We start from the raw sequence: 16,656 nt of genomic DNA on the forward strand, positions 1-16,656 counted from the left end.
CTGGATCCCCTCCCATTATCGTTTTTTATAATAAGTAAGCCCTAAAGCAAACGCTAATACCGCTCCCTTGACAATATCCATCGCATAATATGGAACTGAAACCATCACTAAGCCGTTTTGCAAAATCCCAATGAGCACAGCACCAATAAAAGTGCCAATCGCATTTGGTTTCCCTGCACCAAAGACCGCAAACCCGATAAATGTAGCAGCCACCGCATCCATTAAATACGGAGCTCCCGCATTAATTTCTGCCGTCATGACCCGAGCAGATAACACCATTCCGCCGACTGCTGCACATACCGCCGACAATAAATAAGCCAGCATTTTATATTTATTCACGGCGATCCCAGACAGTCGAGCGGCTTCCTGATTGCCGCCGATCATATACATAAAGCGGCCATGCTTGGTATACGTTAAGAACAGATGAACAAGGAAAACGACCACAAACATTACAACAATGACCCAAGGAACTTGCCCTATTTTTTCAAAAGTCGGACTGATCGTTCCAGTCGCAAACGTTCCATCTGGCATGACCATATTTTGTGTCAAAGTGGCTCCTTTCGTATAGGTCAAAGCCACTCCTTGAATAACGAACATCATCGCTAACGTTGCCAGCATATCTGGAATTTTAAATTTAATAATGAATAAAGAGTTCAATGCGCCAATCACGAATGCCACCGCAAGGACAGCGATGATCGCCACCGCTAAATTTTGCGAGTACCAAACAAACATGGAAATGGCAACTGCATTGGCTAAGGATGCGGTGGAGCCAACAGATAAATCAAAGCCATTAATCGTTAAAGAAATCGTCACCCCGATCGCAATGATTGTCACAATCGAAATCGAACGCAAAATGTTGATCAAATTATCTCCTTCAATAAATGCGGGATTTGCCCATGTAAAAAACGTGATCAGAAGTCCAATGGTCACAATCGTTCCGTATTTATATAACCAGTCAAACAGCTGAAATAATGGTTTAACCGCCTGATTTTTCACTAAGATGGGTTGTTCTGTCTCCATCTATTTTCCTCCTGTTGAATAAAATAAAATTTCTGCTTCGTCCGTCGCAGCTGTCTTTAACTCTTTCACTACTTCTCCGTCGTAAACGACATACACCCGATCTGTCATCCCGAGAATATCGTCTAACTCACTAGAAGCGTAAATAATCCCTTTGCCTTGTTCAGCAAGTCGAGCGATTAAATCAAAAATTTCCCTTTTTGCTCCTACGTCGACTCCCTTTGTCGGCTCATCAAATATATACACTTCTGCCTCTCCCATGAGCCACTTGCCAATCACGACTTTTTGCTGATTGCCGCCTGATAAATACTCCACTTTCGTTTCAGCAGACGGTGTCACAATATTTAACTGTTGGATCATGCTTTCAGCCGCTTGTCTTTCCACTTGACGATCGATCCAGCCAAACAAACGAGAAAAGCGACGAATATTCGCCACACTAAGATTGGTTGTCACGGATTCCCCCGTGACGATTCCCTCTTTTCTTCGTTCTTCTGGTACAAGTACGAGCCCATGACGAACTGCTTTTGTCGGTGAAGAGATGTCGACTTTTTTTCCATTCAGTTTCATATCACCGTTTATCTCCGGAGATGTCCCAAACAATGCCTGACAAATTTCTGTTTTTCCTGCACCGACTAAACCTGAAATCCCTACAATTTCGCCTTTATTTACTTGTATACTCAGATTTTTAACGACACGTCTATCCGATAATCCATTAACTTCTAGAATTGGTGCACCAATGTGTCTATGCGACTTCGGGTATTGTTGAGCAAGTTGCCTTCCAAGCATCTGTTCAATTACTTCATTTGCCGATGTGTCTTCCATACGCTTTGTCATCACCCATGAACCATTTCTCATAACCGTTATTTCTTCACAAATCGTAAATAGCTCCGGCAAGCGATGAGAAATAAAAATAATCGCCACTCCTTGCTGTTTTAACAAGCGGACAAGCCGGAACAATTCTTCGGTTTCCGCGTGACTTAAAGGCGCTGTCGGTTCATCTAAAATTAAACAGCGGCAATCATTAGAAATCGCTTTAGCAATGAGCACCATTTGTTTTTCAGCAAGAGTCAGTTGATCAATGCGTTTATCTGTCGGAATAAAAACTTGCAAGCTCGCTAATAGGTCGGCTGCTTTTTTATGAATCGCTTTCCAGTTGATCCATAACCTTTGCCCGATGCTCTCCTGCATAATATTTTCAGCAACTGTTAAATAGGGAATCAAGGCGGCATCCACTTCTTGATAGACCATTTGAATTCCGTGTTGCTTCGCCTCTTTCGGCGAGCGAATATGAACCTTTGTTCCATCCATGAAAATCTCGCCGCGATAATGATCATAAGCGCCCGAGAGCACTTTCATAAGCGTCGATTTCCCCGCCCCATTTGCTCCAATTAGCGCATGAGCTTTCCCTTTTTCTATTGAGACACTCACGTTTTTTAAGGCAGCCACACCGGGAAAATCAATGGAGATATTTTTTAACTCAATCATTTTTTATAATGTTCCTTTAATATATTCATCCACTCTTCTTCAAATTCAGCAGATTGTCCCCAGCCAGAAACGACGGTTGATAAGGTTTCCATGTTGATCGGTGTTTTGGATGATGACAGATCCTTTTGTGAAATTAAATTCGCATTTAAGGCATATTCTTGCGGTGTTTCTTCTCCAGCTAGCTTCTTCGCTAAAATTCTCATATCGATTTTGCCGATTAACGCTGGATCGACAGCAGCTGTATACGTCCAAGGGCTTCCTTTTTCCTGCATCACTTGTAAGTCAGCGTTCGATACATCAATTCCGTAAATTTTGACTTCATTGCGTCCGGCTTCTTTTAATGCGCGAGCAGCTCCAATCGCAAAAGCATCCCATGTGGCATAAATGCCATCAAGCTCCCCCTTTGGATATTTCTTGAGCATCGCTTGTACGGCATTTTGTGTTTGTACCGATGTATCAGCCGCCGCGACACCGAAGCGTTCGACTTCTTTAATCCCTGGATTTTCTTTTAGCTTTTGTTCATAAACAGCATTGCGGCGCACCATCGGCGGGAAACCGTCGACCCAAAGGTAAGCAATTTTTGCTTTTCCCTTCGTATCTTTAATTAATTGTTCTAAACTTAACGTGGCTAATGCTTTGTCATCTTGAGAAGTTAAAGTCACACCTTCTACCTTCTTTAACTCTTCAACCGAATCAAACGTAACGACACTTTTGCCCTTTTCCGTCAGTTTCTTTACGGCATCAACAGTTGCAGCATCATCTCCATGGGAAAGAATGACTCCATCATAATCTTGATTCGCTGCTTGCGCGATCGCATCATGAAATTTTGCTGTATCTCCATTAGCAGTAAATACGTCTACCTTAAACCCAAGCGCTTCTCCTTCTTGTTTCGCGCCAGCTAGAAATTGGGCTGTATGATCATCACCGCCAATTTTGCGAATCACTTTCACCTTGACGTCCTCTCCATTCGCAAAACGCTCCGGTACATTTTCAATTTTTTCATTTTTCTTCTCTGATGAAGCACCTTGATCACCCGCTGAACATCCCGTTAACAACACTGTCAACGCTACGCTCGAAACAGCTAATTTCTTAACCCACTTTTTCATAAAATATCCTCCAATTCCAACAAAAATTATTCGACAAATTCCGGGGAGTGACAGGCACCTAGTAGACCGGGACCCAGCCTTCTTCTGTGACGAAGATGCGAACGGCAACGACTTGGCGGTCTTCAGCGAGTGTGAAGTAGTGACGAACTCCTTCTGGCACGGAGATGAGGTCCCCCGGGTTTAGATGAACTTCAAAAAATTGTCCGTTTTTCGCTTGAATGACAAACACACCATGGCCGCTCGCAATAAAGCGCACTTCGTCATCTGTATGATGATGTTCACGCTGAAAGTTTTTCAATAATTCTTCTAGGTTAGGGGTATGTTCAGCAAGCGAAATCACATCCCATGCTTGATAGCCTCGTCTAGCTGAAATATCTTGAATCTCTGTTTCAAATGCTTGTAAAATCACTTGCTTTTCTTCTTCAGTCAGTACAAATTCCCCTTGCAATTCAGCGGGTAATTTCGCAATATCCCATTGTTCATAAATCACATCTTGCTGCTGTAAAAAGGCAACGACTTCCTCTTGATTATCGATTACTTCATTTGTTCCTTGAATTTTAATGACAGTCATTTTCATTCCTCCTACTTTTAAAATATTGGCAATTTTTAAAATTCAATAAAGACTCGCTTTCGCTTGAATAAGCGCCAATTGGTACTGAAATAAAAATTCACACGCTTCAAGCACTTTTTTTGCTTCAAAGCTATCTCTGCCCCAGATAGTAATTCCATGGTTTCGAATTAACACCGCCCCTTTTTCTTCATTCACAAAGGGGACCATCGCAGCGGCTAAAGTAGGGATATCGGCATGATTGGGGATGATCGGAATCAGCCATTTCGCATCCTCTTCCCAGCGGCCAAATGCCTTGATCAGTTCTTGACCTTGAAACACCACTTGCCCCTGATCCCCATATAGCTCAGAAATGACATTATTCGCTACTGTATGCACATGTAAGCTGCATCCGGCACTCGTTCGCCGATAAATTTCACAATGTAAAAGTGTTTCTGCTGATGGCTTCAAATTCGTCTCTCCGACTGGATTCCCTTTCCCGTCGACAAGCAAAAAATCTTCCCTCGTTTTTTTCCGCTTATCTTTGCCGCTAGCAGTGACGAGAAATTGGATGGGATCGTCTTGAACCTTAATCGCTAAGTTCCCGCTCGTTCCCATAAACCAGTCCCGAGCGGCCAGTTCCTCTTTAATCTCGCTTAACTCGTAAACACGAGTAACAAATACACTCATTTTTCCCCCACTCCTTGCAGATTTTCTAATACGTCAATACAGTCATAGAACGTTTCAAACGGTTGAAACGGAATCAAAAGTTCCGCACATTTTTTCGATAAATAATCCCTGGCAATCACCGTATCGGCAATTTTAGCGGCCTGTAAATCAGTGACTGAATCGCCGATTACAATCGCATGGGTGTCCGCATTGCTCAATTGGCGGATAATCGTCGGCTTACAGCAGCCGCAATGTTGATTCGAACATTGTTCATCACACAGATGAGGCCATTGAATCTGAATCGTATCTCCGCTAAAATCCGCTTCATTGCAGTATACGCCAGCAATCGAATTGAAAGACTCAAGTAATGGTTTGACGAAAAAATTAATGCCCCCGCTGACAATATAAAGAGGAATGTCTTGTTGTTTCGCATACTGAACAAAGTCCGAAAAGCCTTCTCTAAATTCTGCCGTTTCTAATACAAAACTGACGATATCTTGCCGTAAAGAAGGAGATAATAGCGCAAACATTTGTCCGACTCCTTCTTGAATGCTTAACTCTTGAGCAAGAACGGCATCCTTCAATTCTTCCCATTCTGGAGGAGCAAATCGTTCCATAATGCTCGCAATATTATCTTTTTTCGTTACCGTTCCATCAAAGTCACAAAAAATAATTGGCTGCTTCAAGATGTTGCCCCATCCTTCCATCCCCATATTCGTATCGCTTCTTGCAATTCAGCCCTAGCTGTTGCTTCAGGCAACGGAATACCTTCTTGAACAGTTTCAACCGCTTGGCGAAACGCTCGGCCGCCACCTTTTGCGCCTAATGGATGTCCATGCACTCCTCCACCAGCATTAATGACGCAGTCTTTGCCAAAATCATTAATCAATAACGGGACAAGCCCTGGATGAATTCCAGCTGACGGAACTGGAAAAGCTCGTTTTAAAGAAGATTCTACTGTTAATGCTTCTTTCACTTTCATCACCTTCTCTTTTTCTAAAGCCACACTTCCGTAAGGCGATGGAAACAAAGAGAAGTCCGCTCCAGCTAATCTAGTTAATGTGCCTAGCAGTAAGGAGTAAGTGAGGCCGTACCTTTCTGAAGAAGCGATCGCACCACTAAATGCCGGATGAGCCATAATCGGCAAAGCGATATCTTCATCTTCACGTAAGCCTTGCAGTACATCTAAACCATAAGTGAATACATTGAAAAGTAAAATATCAGCTCCCAACTCTTTTGCTTTTCTTGCTTTCTCTCTTAATTCAAATGTGCGTCCAGTCAAGTTGACCGCATACAATGTACGATGCCCCGTTTCCTTATACACTTGATCAAGAACCTTTTTTCCTTCGGTAATTCTTTTTTCAAAAGGAGTGAGCTCATTTTCAAAAAGAATCTCATCATCTTTCACAAGATCCACACCACCCAATGCCTGTTCCCGCAACTGCTCAAGTAAGTACTTCATATCGCGGCCGATCACACCTTTAAAGATGCTCATAATCAACGGACGGTCATGAATGTTCAGTTGTTCGCGGATGCCACTAATACCAAATCGGGGACCTGGAAAACCGGCTAACAGCTCCTTATCGAACTTTAAGTCGATTAATTTCACTTCGCCATCTAATGACAACTTGCCGAAGGTGGTCGTTAATATCGCTGGCAAATCCGTTGAAAAATTCGCTCGCGGAAAGCGGATATGAATTTCCGCTATTGTTTTGCCTGAAACATCTTCTCCCATTTCTTTAATCTCTACGACGTCACCTTTATGTTTTTTCAACTGCTCCTGTTCAAGCAGCGGAAGATCCGTCCAAGAACCGACCGTTAACCCTAAAGCGATGCCTTCTGCTTTTTTCGGCAAACTTGCTCGATCCGCAATGATTTGATAAACAGCCGTTACTCCACTCACCTTCTTCACCTCACCATTTTTAATCATACACACGCATACAATAAAAAAACCTCTTCAAATAAGAAGAGGTTTCCGAAAAAACAACTTCTTATCTGTCAACATATCTGTTGTGAGAATTAGCACCGTGCTCATAACGAGTCGGTTGCCGGGCTTCATTGGGCTCATCCCTCCGCCTGCTCTTGATAAGAATCATTGTATGTAATTGATGGATTTAATAGATTAATTAGGATTATGCCACGCACCTGAACAAACTGTCAACAAAATTTTAAAAAAACAAAAAAATCCCCCTTCGACAAAATCTAAGAAATTCCGGAGAGTGACAGGCACCTGTGGATATGTACAAATCATACACATAAGTTTGACAATATATAAACAGTTTGATAAAAATGACTCATATAGCCTTATTTCATAGGATGACAAAATTCGGGGAGTGACAGGCACTTGGGTATATTAGCTGGGATTGTTTCGGGGATTTTTCTTGGGTTGTTTTTGAAGGTGATTGAGGTTGGTTTAGGGATTAAGGTGTATACGTTGTTGATGAATGTGGATTATATTCCGGTGATTAAAGAGTTTGCTTTGCCTGAAGTGATTGAGTTTTCGCTTCATCTGATCGTATCGATTGTTTTAGCTATGATTCTCTTCTATATGATCAAAAAAGGAAGATGGACGAATCAGCAAATCATCTTTCGAACTGTCGCTATTTGTTTTCTGATTGGTGTCTTACTATATCCAACGACCGCATTATCCGATCGAACGCCTTCGATTACGTCGCTATCAGCTATTTTTTATTGGTTAGTCGGGCACGCCTTATATGGAGGAGTATTAAGTTTATTTTATTTAAAAAAAGTTTAACATACCGTTCATTGACACTACCTTTTCCACACTATATGATCTACAAGTCATTGACTTATGCTTCATTAACATAGGAAGGAAGAAACGAACTGTGATAGCCTCATACAGAAAACAAATGATAGACAAACAAGGATTTCAAGATGACGCAGTAGCACAATCCTTTAAACGTTCCCTTGCAATGATTGAATTCGATCTACAAGGCAATGTGATTTGGGTCAATCAAAAATTCGCAGTCGCTATGGGATATACGGTGTCAGAAATGATTGGTATGCACCATTCAGCATTTTGCCCAACCGCATTCGCGCAAAGCAAAGAATATCAAGATCTTTGGCACAAACTAAGAAACGGCAGACAGTTTCAGGATAAAATTCAACGGCTCAATAAAAAAGGCGAAACAAAATATCTAGAAGCGACTTATATGCCTGTCTTTAACGGAAACAAAGTAGAAGGCGTCATTAAAGTGGCCACCGATATTACAGATCGAGAGCAAAGCACCGCTCAAATTGTCACTACTCTTCAGCACATGGCAGAAGATTTAAACAAGCGTGCTTCTAATGGCATTGAAAAAAACAAACAATTAGTGCAAAGTATCGACCTAATCGTGAAGGAGTCGATCGACCACCTTGCGACCCTTCATGCGTTAGAAGCTCAAACCGACTTAATTAAAGGGATTACTTCAACCATTCAAGGAATCGCCTCACAAACAAAGCTACTAGCATTAAACGCAGCCATTGAAGCCGCTAGAGCTGGAGAACACGGGAGAGGCTTTGATATCGTCGCTAAAGAAGTACGCAAACTTTCTGATCGTGTAGAGGAATCAATCAAGGAAATAAATGGGCATGTTGAAGGCATTATAACAGAGGTGTCCAAAGTTAGCAAAGGTACTGCACAAATGCAAGAATCCATCCAATCTGGACAAAGTCAAGTCCATACTGCCATCAAGGATTTTTTAAGTATCCATCAAGCTTCTCAACAGCTAGATGAACAAGCAAAATCATTTCAAATGAGTTTCAACATCTGAAACTCGCCTACAATCAGCTGTCACGTATCCGCTACATGACAGCTTTTATTTGCATGAACAAGTGAAATCAACGTTTTAGGAGGTTGGAATAGTTGAAATGGGATGAAGTGTTCTTTCGGCTTTTTATCTTTTGGTATGTTTGCGGAGTGATTCTCCTTAGTTTTGATTTATTGCCTTCTTGGCTTGAGTGGTCTAATGCGGTGTTTTTAATGTTAGCCGGAGGCCTAGCCATCATTTACTTTATTAAACTCTTCAACAGAAAAAATGCACTTCTGATTAGTAGTGTCATCTTTATATCTACCTTTTTTATTGAGTTCAGCGGCTCAGCCTATGGAGTGTTATTTGGGGAGTACTACTATACAGACCGCTTTGCTCCTAACCTATTTAATGTACCGATTGCGATCGGCTTTGCCTGGCTAATGGTCATGGCCACTTCTCATGTATTGGCGAAAAGAATTGTTTCACAAAGCGGACTGCTTTATGCGCTAGTGGGCAGTGCAATAGCCGTCATCATTGACCTTATCATCGACCCTGTTGCCTATCAAATAAAACAATATTGGATTTGGGAAGGCTCTGGTTTATATTATGGCATTCCATTTAGCAATTTTCTCGGCTGGTTCGCAGTCGCTTTTGTTCTTCATCTTTTCCTTTGGTTCATGCTTCACTTCACCAAACGTAATCACCCGAACCTTTTGTGGGAAAAACGAATGATGTTGTTATACGTGTTAATGATTTCTATGTTTGTATTACTAGGGATCATCGGCAAGCTTTGGGTAGCTAGTGCATTAACTGCGATATTAACCAGTCTCGTTATTCTGCTCGCATCAAGAAGGAAAACTGTATGATTGAGGCAAAAAAAAGTGGATTATTCCAACAGATGTTTTCTCTTTACCATCGGCGGTTAGTATCTCGTTCCTTTGATCATATTTACTGGCAAACAGCCGCAACGCTACCAACAGCTCCAGTTATTTTTATTGCAAATCATAGCTCGTGGTGGGATGGCCTCATCTTTTTTCATTTAGAGCGAACAGCACTTGCCCATGAGCTTTATATAATGATGCATGAAGCCGGATTGCGGCAGTATCCTTTTTTCAAAAGATTAGGAGCATTTTCTGTTAATCGCTCGCAGCCGAAAGAAATATTGCGTTCCCTCCACTATGCCGAGCAGCTTCTGAAAGAAGGAAAAAGCGTCTGCCTGTTTCCTCAAGGGGATGAGTTTCACTTAGAAACGCGACCGCTCCGCTTCCAATCGGGGGTCACCTATTTATTAGAGCGCTGCCCACAAGTACCGCTCGTTCCGCTCAGTTTTTATTATTCATTTGGACATCATCGAAAACCAGACGTATGGGTATTCGCTGGCCAACCACTAGTGTATGAACAGTTGAGAGGTGGATCACGAAAAGAAAGAACACTTCATTTAGAGCAACTTTGTACGAAACAATTAGATAAACTGAAACAATATGTTATTCATGAACAACATCAGCTATTTACGTCTCTACTTTAAAAGGGGGCTTCAATATGTATACCATTGTCACAACAGGATTAATTATTTTTCTATTGTGGACGTGGATCAATGCTAAATTTCTTCCAAAATTGCCACAAAAGGCACAAGTACAAGGAAAACCACTCGTGTCCGTGCTTGTGCCGCTGAGAAATGAAGAAAGGAATGCGAAAGGACTCGTTCAATCGTTGCAATCATTAACTTATCCTCATCTTGAATTTATTTTATTAGATGATCAATCAACCGATCAAACGTTAATAGTTTTACAGGATGCCATTGGGCAAGATCAACGTTTCCAACTATTAACGGGCAAAGAACTTCCACCGGATTGGATTGGAAAAGTTCACGCTTGTCATCAGTTGCAACAGCAAGCAAAAGGGGATTATTTTCTCTTTATTGATGCAGATGTACGATTAAAGCCGTCTATTATTGAGCGATCACTCACGTTGCTTCAGAAAAAGAACGCAAAACTACTCACTGGCTTCTCTGCCTTTGAAGTACCGTCGTTTTTAAACAAACTACTTGTACCAATGCAGCATTTTGTCGTGCTATTTCACTTGCCAATTGCTCTCGCTAATTATACAAATCTGCCTGCTACAACTGCAGCCCATGGTGCGTTTATGCTATTTGAGCGAACAACCTATCAAAAAATAGGGGGACATCAAGCGGTTCGCTCCTCTTTAGTGGAGGATGTCCATTTTGCACGCCAACTGAAAAAACAAGGTGAGCGCGTCTTGCTTGCTAATATTACCGAACAAGTCATTTGCCATATGTATGAAACGAATCGCGAAGTATGGGAAGGATTTTTGAAAAATATTTATATCGGTTTAGGCCGTTCTCCCCTGCTCGTTTTCTGTTTAACCTTATTTTATAGCGTCTTTTATATCGTTCCGCTAATTTGGCTCATCTATGGATTGGTCAGTGGGCAGTGGTTTTACTGCATCCCCTACTTCTTCACAGCGCTGCAGCGATTTTACGTTGATCAACTCACTAACCAACGCAAGTTCATCGCCTGGTTGATGCCGTTATCAGCCCTTGCCTTTATCACGATTATGCATGCATCGATGTGGAAGTCCTGGCTGAAGCAATCTTATCAATGGAAAGGAAGACAATATTCATGAAAAAGGTGGTCATTATCGGCGGTGGACTTGCTGGATTATCAGCGGCTGTCACTCTCGCTTATCAAGGGCTGGATGTGCAATTATTTGAAAAAAATGAGCATTTTGGCGGAAAGCTCATGCCTGTTCAACTTGGTGATTATACGTTCGATTTCGGCCCTAATACGATTACCATGCCTTATGTGTTTCAACAAGTGATTGAACAGACAGGGGAGCGCGCTGAAGATTATTTCGAGCTGATCAAACTCCCTGCTCATACGAGAAATGTATTTTCTGATGGAACGGAGTTAATTTTTTCTAGTGATCAGCAACAAATGGTGGCACAGCTAGAACGACTGGATCCGTCCGGCGCTCGTCGCTACCCTGCTTTCATTAAGGAAATCACTCGCTTGTATAATTTATCGCAGCAATATTTTCTCCCTCGGACGTTTCGATCATGGCGTGATTATCTCTCTCCTTCTTTAGGAGCCGCCTTGCTACAGGTGCGACCTTGGCAAACGCTGGATGATTTTTTCCGTTCTTATTTTTCCAACCCGAAAGTCATGGAAGCTTACAATCGCTATGCCACTTATATCGGCTCCTCCCCTTATCAAGCCCCGGCCACTTTTGCTATGATTGCTTACTTAGAAATGGTAGAGGGAGTGTATTATGTGAAAGGAGGAAATACGAAAATCGCTGAGGCTTTTACCACCGTTGCGAAAAAATGGGGCGCCCACCTGCACAATCATACCATGGTCAAAAAGATTCTTGTCTCCAAGCAGCGAGCAACGGCTGTAGAGCTAGCCAATGGCGAGCGAATAGAAGCGGATTATATCATTATGAACGCGGATTTATTGACCGCTTACCCAGAACTTGTCTCAGAAGAAGTCCGTCCTGCTTTTCCAAATAAAAAAGTAGAGCAACTGGAGCCTTCTATTTCTGCTTTTGTAATTTTAGCAGGTGTGAACAAGCGTTTTCCGCAATTAATGCACCATAATGTCTATTTTTCTAGTGATTACAAACAAGAGTTCATAGATTTATTCAATCGGCAGACATATAGTGAACAGCCGACTATTTACATTTGCAACTCTTCTTATACGGATGTCACACGCTCACCGAATGGTGATAATTTATTCATTTTAGTCAATGCTCCTGCTTTGCCGTCAACTCGACAACTGCAAATAGACCCTCAAGCATACAAAGAAAAAATCTATGCCAGCCTTGCTGCACAAGGAATCGACCTTGCTCCTCATCTCGTGGAAGAACAAATTTTCACACCGGCTACAATTGCCGAAACATTCGGAGCTTTCCGAGGGGCGTTATATGGCTTATCGGCCAACCGCAAAAAGTCAGCTTTCCTTCGTCCGCAAAATAAAAGCAAAGATATCGCCAATTTATACTTTGTCGGAGGAAGCACACATCCTGGCGGAGGCTCGCCGATGGTTACCATTAGCGGCCAAAATGTAGCTGCATCCATTATCGAAACAATATAAGAAGGAAGGAGCATTGAATGCTCCTTCCTTCTTATATTTTCGCCAAAATCGCTTTCTTTGCTTCATCCGTTACAAAGTGCTTTTCCTGAAAGACAGCATACTTTTTTGAACGAATAGTCGGTAATATTTCACGATATAAATAAGCTGCTCCTTTCACAGGCATACGAGCAGCGACTGGATATTCATGCATTGATTGAAAAGCCTGTTGGTAAAATCGTTCCGCTTGTTCTGCTACATGCTCCCACATATCGATAAAAGGTCCGTCGATGTTTCTCTTCCACAATGATCTTTCTGTTAAACCGTAATGATGCATAATCTCTCTCGGTATATAAATGCGATCTCGTTCTAAATCTTCGCCAATATCTCGCAAAATATTAGTTAGCTGCATCGCAAGCCCGAGAGCAATCGCTCCTTCCCTTAAAACAGACACCTTCTTAGGAGCAAGAATAGGCAACAGCATTAACCCAACCGTACTGGCCACATAATAGCAGTAATTTAGCAATTGATCCATCGTTTCATATCGATGAATATATAAGTCCATCTTCTGCCCTTTTATTAAATCACGAAATGGCTTTTCATCCATATCATACCTCAAAAACACATCATGAAGAGCCACCCACATCGCCTGAGAATGATCAAACGAGCCCGTTAAAAACCGTTCAAACTCCTCAGAGAATTGGCCAAGTTCGCTAACCGGATGATCTCCCTCATCCACAATATCATCGACCTTCCGACAAAAAGCATAAACTGCATAAACCGCTCGGCGATCTTCCTTTGGCAGTAAAGAAAAGGCTTTATAAAATGTTTTCGAATGATAAGCAATGACCGTTTCACAATATTGATACGCTTCTTTTATGCTAAGCATGGACACCCTCTCCTTTAAGAGCTTGATCACGAACCCATTGATCTACCATTAATTTAGCTCCCTGCATTACAATCGGAATGCCGCCTCCCGGGTGAATCGACGCTCCTACAGCATATAAATTTTCCAATGGATACGGTTTAACTTGGGGACGAAAAACACCTGATTGAAATAAGGTTGGTGCAATACCGAAGCTTCCACCGCCAAACAGGCCAAACTGCTCGGCATCCGTTGGTGTGCGAATCTCCATCCACTGAATCGCCTCTCGTAATCTCGGAAAAGAAAGCTGTTCCATCCGATCAATAATTTTTTCGATCCAGTCTGTTTGTTCGGACCAAGAAATATTCGTTGCAGATGGCACGGGAACAAGCGTATAAAGGACTCCTTTTCCTTCAGGAGCTAAGCTATCATCAATGATTGATGGATGAAATGTATAAAACGCCGGATCGTTCGGCAACATGTTTCGTTCAAATACAGCCTTCATATGCTCATGAAAATTCTCACCAATGAAAAATTGATGGATATTGACATCGTTGTATATCCGATCTAATCCAAAATACAAAAGCACACAACCTGATGACGGGGTAAAGGACCGCCTTTCTTTCTGTTTCATTACTTGAGCGATTGCTGGGAAATCCCCATTAAAAATAACTGTATCGAACGAATGGAAGCCTCCCTTCGTTTCAACCCCCATTACACGTTTTCCATCAGAATGAATATTGGTAACAGCCGTATTTAAATAAATGTCTACGCCTCGTTTCTTTAACTCTTCTTCTAATATAGGCACAAGACTCGCATAGCCGCCTTTTAAATAGTAAACACCATGCTCATGCTCGCTAAATGGCACTAGTGAATACATAGCCGGCGCATGAAACGGATCGCCACCAATGTACAGCGTTTGCAACGAATATGCCGTTTTTAACCGTTCATCTTGAAAGTAGCTAGACATCAACTTTCGCACCGATTGATGCGCCTTGAGCTTTAACAATGTCTTCACATTGCTTCCTGTCCAGAAATCTCGGTGATTAACAAATGCTTTTTCTAAAAAAGCTTGCTTCCCTTGGGTGAAACGCTCCCTACCTTCTTCGATAAAACGTTGAAACCCTCCCACTTCAGAAGGAAATAACCGTCTCACTTCGTCTAATTGCCGATCTAGATCCGGATATTTTGTATAGTGCAGCCCGTCTGGAAACTGAATCGAATAGAGAGGATCGCAGCGAACAAGCTCGTAGCTAGCACGATCCACCCCTGCTTCATCTAACAATTGCTGAAACATTTCCGGCAACAGGACAATTGTTGGTCCTTGATCAATTCGAAAGCCGTCTCGTTCCTCAAACGCCAATCTCCCACCGAGCTTTCCTTCTTTTTCGTAAATGGTCACGTCCACACCTTGCTTTGACAGAAACAAAGCACTGACTAACCCGCCAATTCCCCCGCCGATAATGGCTGCATTCATAACAATCCCTCCGCTACAGGAAGAGGAGAAACGGGAATTCTCTGTTTCCCCTCTTGTTCTAAAATGCCATTGACCGTGATACGGGCAGATTCTAAAATAGTTGGAAGACCGCTACCAGGATGGGTGCCACCCCCTACGAGCCAGCAATGATGCAATTCTTCAAATTGATTATGCGGCCGAAACATCATCATTTGCGAGAGCTGATGCCCTAAATTAAATGTCGCTCCTTTATACACACAAATCTCCTCTTCCCAAACGTGAGGAGTAATGATTTTTTCGACCTCGATATGGGCTTCAATATCCTTGAACTCTGTTTTTTCCTCGAGAATCTTTAAGACGAGCTTGCGAAATGCCTTTGTTTCTTTCTCCCAATCAATGGCGCCAAAATTATTAGGCACCGGAGCTAAAATATAAAGTGCCGACTTCCCTTTTGGTGCAAGCGTTGGGTCGGTCACGCTCGCGTTTTGAATATAAATAGACGGGTCTTCCGATAAAATTTTTGATTGAGTGATTTCTTCCACATTCTTTTTGTAATCTTTGGCGAACACGATCGTATGATGAGGCAAGTCGAAGGTTTTACTTACTCCGACATATAGCATAAATGTCGAACAGGAATACTTTTTCTTCGCTAATTTCTGAGGCGTGTATTTCTTTAAAACTCCCGGTTCAACTAAGTTTGTCATCGCATGAGCAAAGTCTCCATTAATGATCACTTCATCCGCTTCAATCTGTTCCCCATTTTCCAAAATGACGCCTTTCACCGTTTTCCCATCAAGCCACAGTCTTTTCACTCCGCTATTGGTGAAAATTTGTCCGCCATGCTCCGTAACGACTTTCGCCATCGCTTTCGACAGCTCATTGACTCCACCGATCGGATGAAAAATCCCGTATGCATGCTCCATATAAGATAAAATCGAAAACGCACCCGGACACTTCCACGGAGACATCCCTAAATACTTAGACTGGAAAGTGAAGGCTAACTTCAGTTCTTCCTCGTTAAAATAACGGGATAATACATCATAAAGCGAATTTGTCACCTCTAGCTCTGGCAAAGCACTTAACACTTTCGGCTGAAAAAGATGAACAAAGCGATCCATTTTTGACTGTAAAATCGGCGTTAACGCCTCCATCTTTTTGCTTGTTTCCTTTAAAAACCTTTCATACCCTTCGCCATTCCCAGGATATAGCATATCAATCTGCTGTTTCATTCGCTCTTTGTTGCGCGTCATCAAAAGCTTTTTATTTTCAAAGATCAATTCATACATCGGATCTAATTCCACAAGCTGTAAGTAATCCCGAACATTTCTTTTAGCTGCTGTAAACAATTCCTCCACAATATGAAGCATACTTAAAAACGTCGGCCCCATATCAAATTGATAATCACCTAAACGAATAGCAGAATTTCTTCCGCCGATATAAGATTGCTTTTCAAACACTTTTACTTCGTAGCCTTTACTTGCCAGAAGCATCCCAGTCGCTAACCCTCCAGGCCCTGCTCCTATCACAATCATCCTCTTCGACATAAGAGAATCCTCCTATTTATATTGAACAAATATTATACAAAAAGCATACACTCTCTTCTATTTCCTCACAACTTTCAATATGCTAAAAAGAAAATGCCACTCGACAAAATTCGGGGAGTGACAG

At 42.1% G+C, this 16,656-nt stretch carries 15 protein-coding genes, 2 pseudogenes and 1 riboswitch; of the genes and pseudogenes, 7 read left to right on the top strand and 10 right to left on the bottom strand.

Annotated features, from left to right (window positions below; translation table 11 throughout):
* Nucleotides 1–15: 15 nt before the first annotated feature.
* The 7 genes from IRB43_RS11385 to IRB43_RS11415 are packed head-to-tail and all read right to left on the bottom strand — an operon-like array spanning nt 16 to nt 6,727.
* Nucleotides 16–1,020: an ABC transporter permease gene (locus IRB43_RS11385; RefSeq protein ID WP_203363604.1), complete on the bottom strand. Its 1,005-nt coding sequence runs from the start codon at nt 1,018–1,020 to the stop codon at nt 16–18.
* Nucleotides 1,021–2,502 carry a sugar ABC transporter ATP-binding protein gene (locus IRB43_RS11390; RefSeq protein WP_203363605.1) on the bottom strand — a complete coding sequence of 494 codons (1,482 nt, stop codon included), beginning with the start codon at nt 2,500–2,502 and terminating at the stop codon, nt 1,021–1,023.
* Complete coding sequence (locus IRB43_RS11395; protein WP_203363606.1) at nt 2,499–3,608, bottom strand: sugar ABC transporter substrate-binding protein; 1,110 nt, start codon at nt 3,606–3,608, stop codon at nt 2,499–2,501. Before IRB43_RS11395 ends, IRB43_RS11390 begins: the two co-directional genes overlap by 4 nt.
* A gap of 58 nt (nt 3,609–3,666) precedes the next feature.
* Complete coding sequence (locus IRB43_RS11400; protein ID WP_203363607.1) at nt 3,667–4,179, bottom strand: cupin domain-containing protein; 513 nt, start codon at nt 4,177–4,179, stop codon at nt 3,667–3,669.
* A gap of 42 nt (nt 4,180–4,221) precedes the next feature.
* Nucleotides 4,222–4,845 (bottom strand): methylthioribulose 1-phosphate dehydratase, encoded by a 624-nt coding sequence (locus IRB43_RS11405; protein ID WP_203363608.1) that lies wholly within the window; start codon nt 4,843–4,845, stop codon nt 4,222–4,224.
* On the bottom strand, nt 4,842–5,531 hold the full coding sequence (locus IRB43_RS11410) for a 2-hydroxy-3-keto-5-methylthiopentenyl-1-phosphate phosphatase (protein WP_203363678.1): 690 nt from the start codon (nt 5,529–5,531) through the stop codon (nt 4,842–4,844). Before IRB43_RS11410 ends, IRB43_RS11405 begins: the two co-directional genes overlap by 4 nt.
* Nucleotides 5,507–6,727 carry a 2,3-diketo-5-methylthiopentyl-1-phosphate enolase gene (locus IRB43_RS11415; RefSeq protein WP_343070863.1) on the bottom strand — a complete coding sequence of 407 codons (1,221 nt, stop codon included), beginning with the start codon at nt 6,725–6,727 and terminating at the stop codon, nt 5,507–5,509. The genes IRB43_RS11410 and IRB43_RS11415 overlap by 25 nt, the downstream gene beginning before the upstream one ends.
* Nucleotides 6,728–6,812: 85 nt before the next feature.
* Nucleotides 6,813–6,916, bottom strand: a riboswitch (SAM riboswitch).
* A 252-nt stretch (nt 6,917–7,168) separates the two neighbouring features.
* Here IRB43_RS11415 and IRB43_RS11420 point away from each other — a divergent pair.
* The 7 genes and pseudogenes from IRB43_RS11420 to IRB43_RS11445 all read left to right on the top strand — a co-directional run bounded on the left by IRB43_RS11420 (nt 7,169) and on the right by IRB43_RS11445 (nt 12,691).
* Nucleotides 7,169–7,579: a hypothetical protein gene (locus IRB43_RS11420; protein WP_203363610.1), complete on the top strand. Its 411-nt coding sequence runs from the start codon at nt 7,169–7,171 to the stop codon at nt 7,577–7,579.
* A gap of 115 nt (nt 7,580–7,694) precedes the next feature.
* A pseudogene (locus tag IRB43_RS18250) lies at nt 7,695–8,066 on the top strand (PAS domain-containing protein); the annotation flags it as partial.
* Nucleotides 8,067–8,162: 96 nt separating this feature from the next.
* Nucleotides 8,163–8,600 (top strand): annotated as a pseudogene (locus IRB43_RS18255) (methyl-accepting chemotaxis protein); the annotation flags it as partial.
* Nucleotides 8,601–8,692: 92 nt separating this feature from the next.
* On the top strand, nt 8,693–9,445 hold the full coding sequence (locus IRB43_RS11430) for a carotenoid biosynthesis protein (RefSeq protein ID WP_203363611.1): 753 nt from the start codon (nt 8,693–8,695) through the stop codon (nt 9,443–9,445).
* Nucleotides 9,442–10,104, top strand: coding sequence for a lysophospholipid acyltransferase family protein (locus IRB43_RS11435; RefSeq protein ID WP_203363612.1), 663 nt, complete (start codon nt 9,442–9,444; stop codon nt 10,102–10,104). The genes IRB43_RS11430 and IRB43_RS11435 overlap by 4 nt, the downstream gene beginning before the upstream one ends.
* A 14-nt stretch (nt 10,105–10,118) precedes the next feature.
* Nucleotides 10,119–11,222 carry a glycosyltransferase family 2 protein gene (locus tag IRB43_RS11440; RefSeq protein WP_203363613.1) on the top strand — a complete coding sequence of 368 codons (1,104 nt, stop codon included), beginning with the start codon at nt 10,119–10,121 and terminating at the stop codon, nt 11,220–11,222.
* On the top strand, nt 11,219–12,691 hold the full coding sequence (locus IRB43_RS11445; RefSeq protein ID WP_203363614.1) for a phytoene desaturase family protein: 1,473 nt from the start codon (nt 11,219–11,221) through the stop codon (nt 12,689–12,691). The genes IRB43_RS11440 and IRB43_RS11445 overlap by 4 nt, the downstream gene beginning before the upstream one ends.
* A gap of 31 nt (nt 12,692–12,722) precedes the next feature.
* On the opposite strand, the gene IRB43_RS11450 is transcribed toward IRB43_RS11445, so the two are convergent.
* From IRB43_RS11450 to IRB43_RS11460, 3 genes are read right to left on the bottom strand one after another with little or no spacing between them, the layout of a single operon-like run.
* Nucleotides 12,723–13,556, bottom strand: coding sequence for a phytoene/squalene synthase family protein (locus IRB43_RS11450; RefSeq protein ID WP_203363615.1), 834 nt, complete (start codon nt 13,554–13,556; stop codon nt 12,723–12,725).
* The gene (locus IRB43_RS11455; protein WP_203363616.1) at nt 13,549–15,009 is read right to left on the bottom strand and encodes a phytoene desaturase family protein; all 1,461 of its coding nucleotides are present in this window, start codon (nt 15,007–15,009) and stop codon (nt 13,549–13,551) included. Before IRB43_RS11455 ends, IRB43_RS11450 begins: the two co-directional genes overlap by 8 nt.
* Complete coding sequence (locus tag IRB43_RS11460) at nt 15,006–16,532, bottom strand: phytoene desaturase family protein (RefSeq protein WP_203363617.1); 1,527 nt, start codon at nt 16,530–16,532, stop codon at nt 15,006–15,008. The genes IRB43_RS11455 and IRB43_RS11460 overlap by 4 nt, the downstream gene beginning before the upstream one ends.
* Between the last annotated feature and the right edge of the window lie 124 nt (nt 16,533–16,656).

This window comes from Bacillus sp. REN10 (genome assembly GCF_016820555.1).
Taxonomy (GTDB): domain Bacteria; phylum Bacillota; class Bacilli; order Bacillales; family Domibacillaceae; genus Bacillus_CE.

Excerpts from the sequence above, each read along its gene's own strand:
- IRB43_RS11385 (WP_203363604.1), bottom strand. The coding sequence starts at position 1,020 with ATGGAGACAGAACAACCCATCTTAGTGAAAAATCAGGCGGTTAAACCA.
- IRB43_RS11390 (WP_203363605.1), bottom strand. The coding sequence starts at position 2,502 with ATGATTGAGTTAAAAAATATCTCCATTGATTTTCCCGGTGTGGCTGCC.
- IRB43_RS11395 (WP_203363606.1), bottom strand. The coding sequence starts at position 3,608 with ATGAAAAAGTGGGTTAAGAAATTAGCTGTTTCGAGCGTAGCGTTGACA.
- IRB43_RS11400 (WP_203363607.1), bottom strand. The coding sequence starts at position 4,179 with ATGACTGTCATTAAAATTCAAGGAACAAATGAAGTAATCGATAATCAA.
- IRB43_RS11405 (WP_203363608.1), bottom strand. The coding sequence starts at position 4,845 with ATGAGTGTATTTGTTACTCGTGTTTACGAGTTAAGCGAGATTAAAGAG.
- IRB43_RS11410 (WP_203363678.1), bottom strand. The coding sequence starts at position 5,531 with ATGGAAGGATGGGGCAACATCTTGAAGCAGCCAATTATTTTTTGTGAC.
- IRB43_RS11435 (WP_203363612.1), top strand. The coding sequence starts at position 9,442 with ATGATTGAGGCAAAAAAAAGTGGATTATTCCAACAGATGTTTTCTCTT.
- IRB43_RS11440 (WP_203363613.1), top strand. The coding sequence starts at position 10,119 with ATGTATACCATTGTCACAACAGGATTAATTATTTTTCTATTGTGGACG.
- IRB43_RS11445 (WP_203363614.1), top strand. The coding sequence starts at position 11,219 with ATGAAAAAGGTGGTCATTATCGGCGGTGGACTTGCTGGATTATCAGCG.
- IRB43_RS11450 (WP_203363615.1), bottom strand. The coding sequence starts at position 13,556 with ATGCTTAGCATAAAAGAAGCGTATCAATATTGTGAAACGGTCATTGCT.
- IRB43_RS11455 (WP_203363616.1), bottom strand. The coding sequence starts at position 15,009 with ATGAATGCAGCCATTATCGGCGGGGGAATTGGCGGGTTAGTCAGTGCT.
- IRB43_RS11460 (WP_203363617.1), bottom strand. The coding sequence starts at position 16,532 with ATGTCGAAGAGGATGATTGTGATAGGAGCAGGGCCTGGAGGGTTAGCG.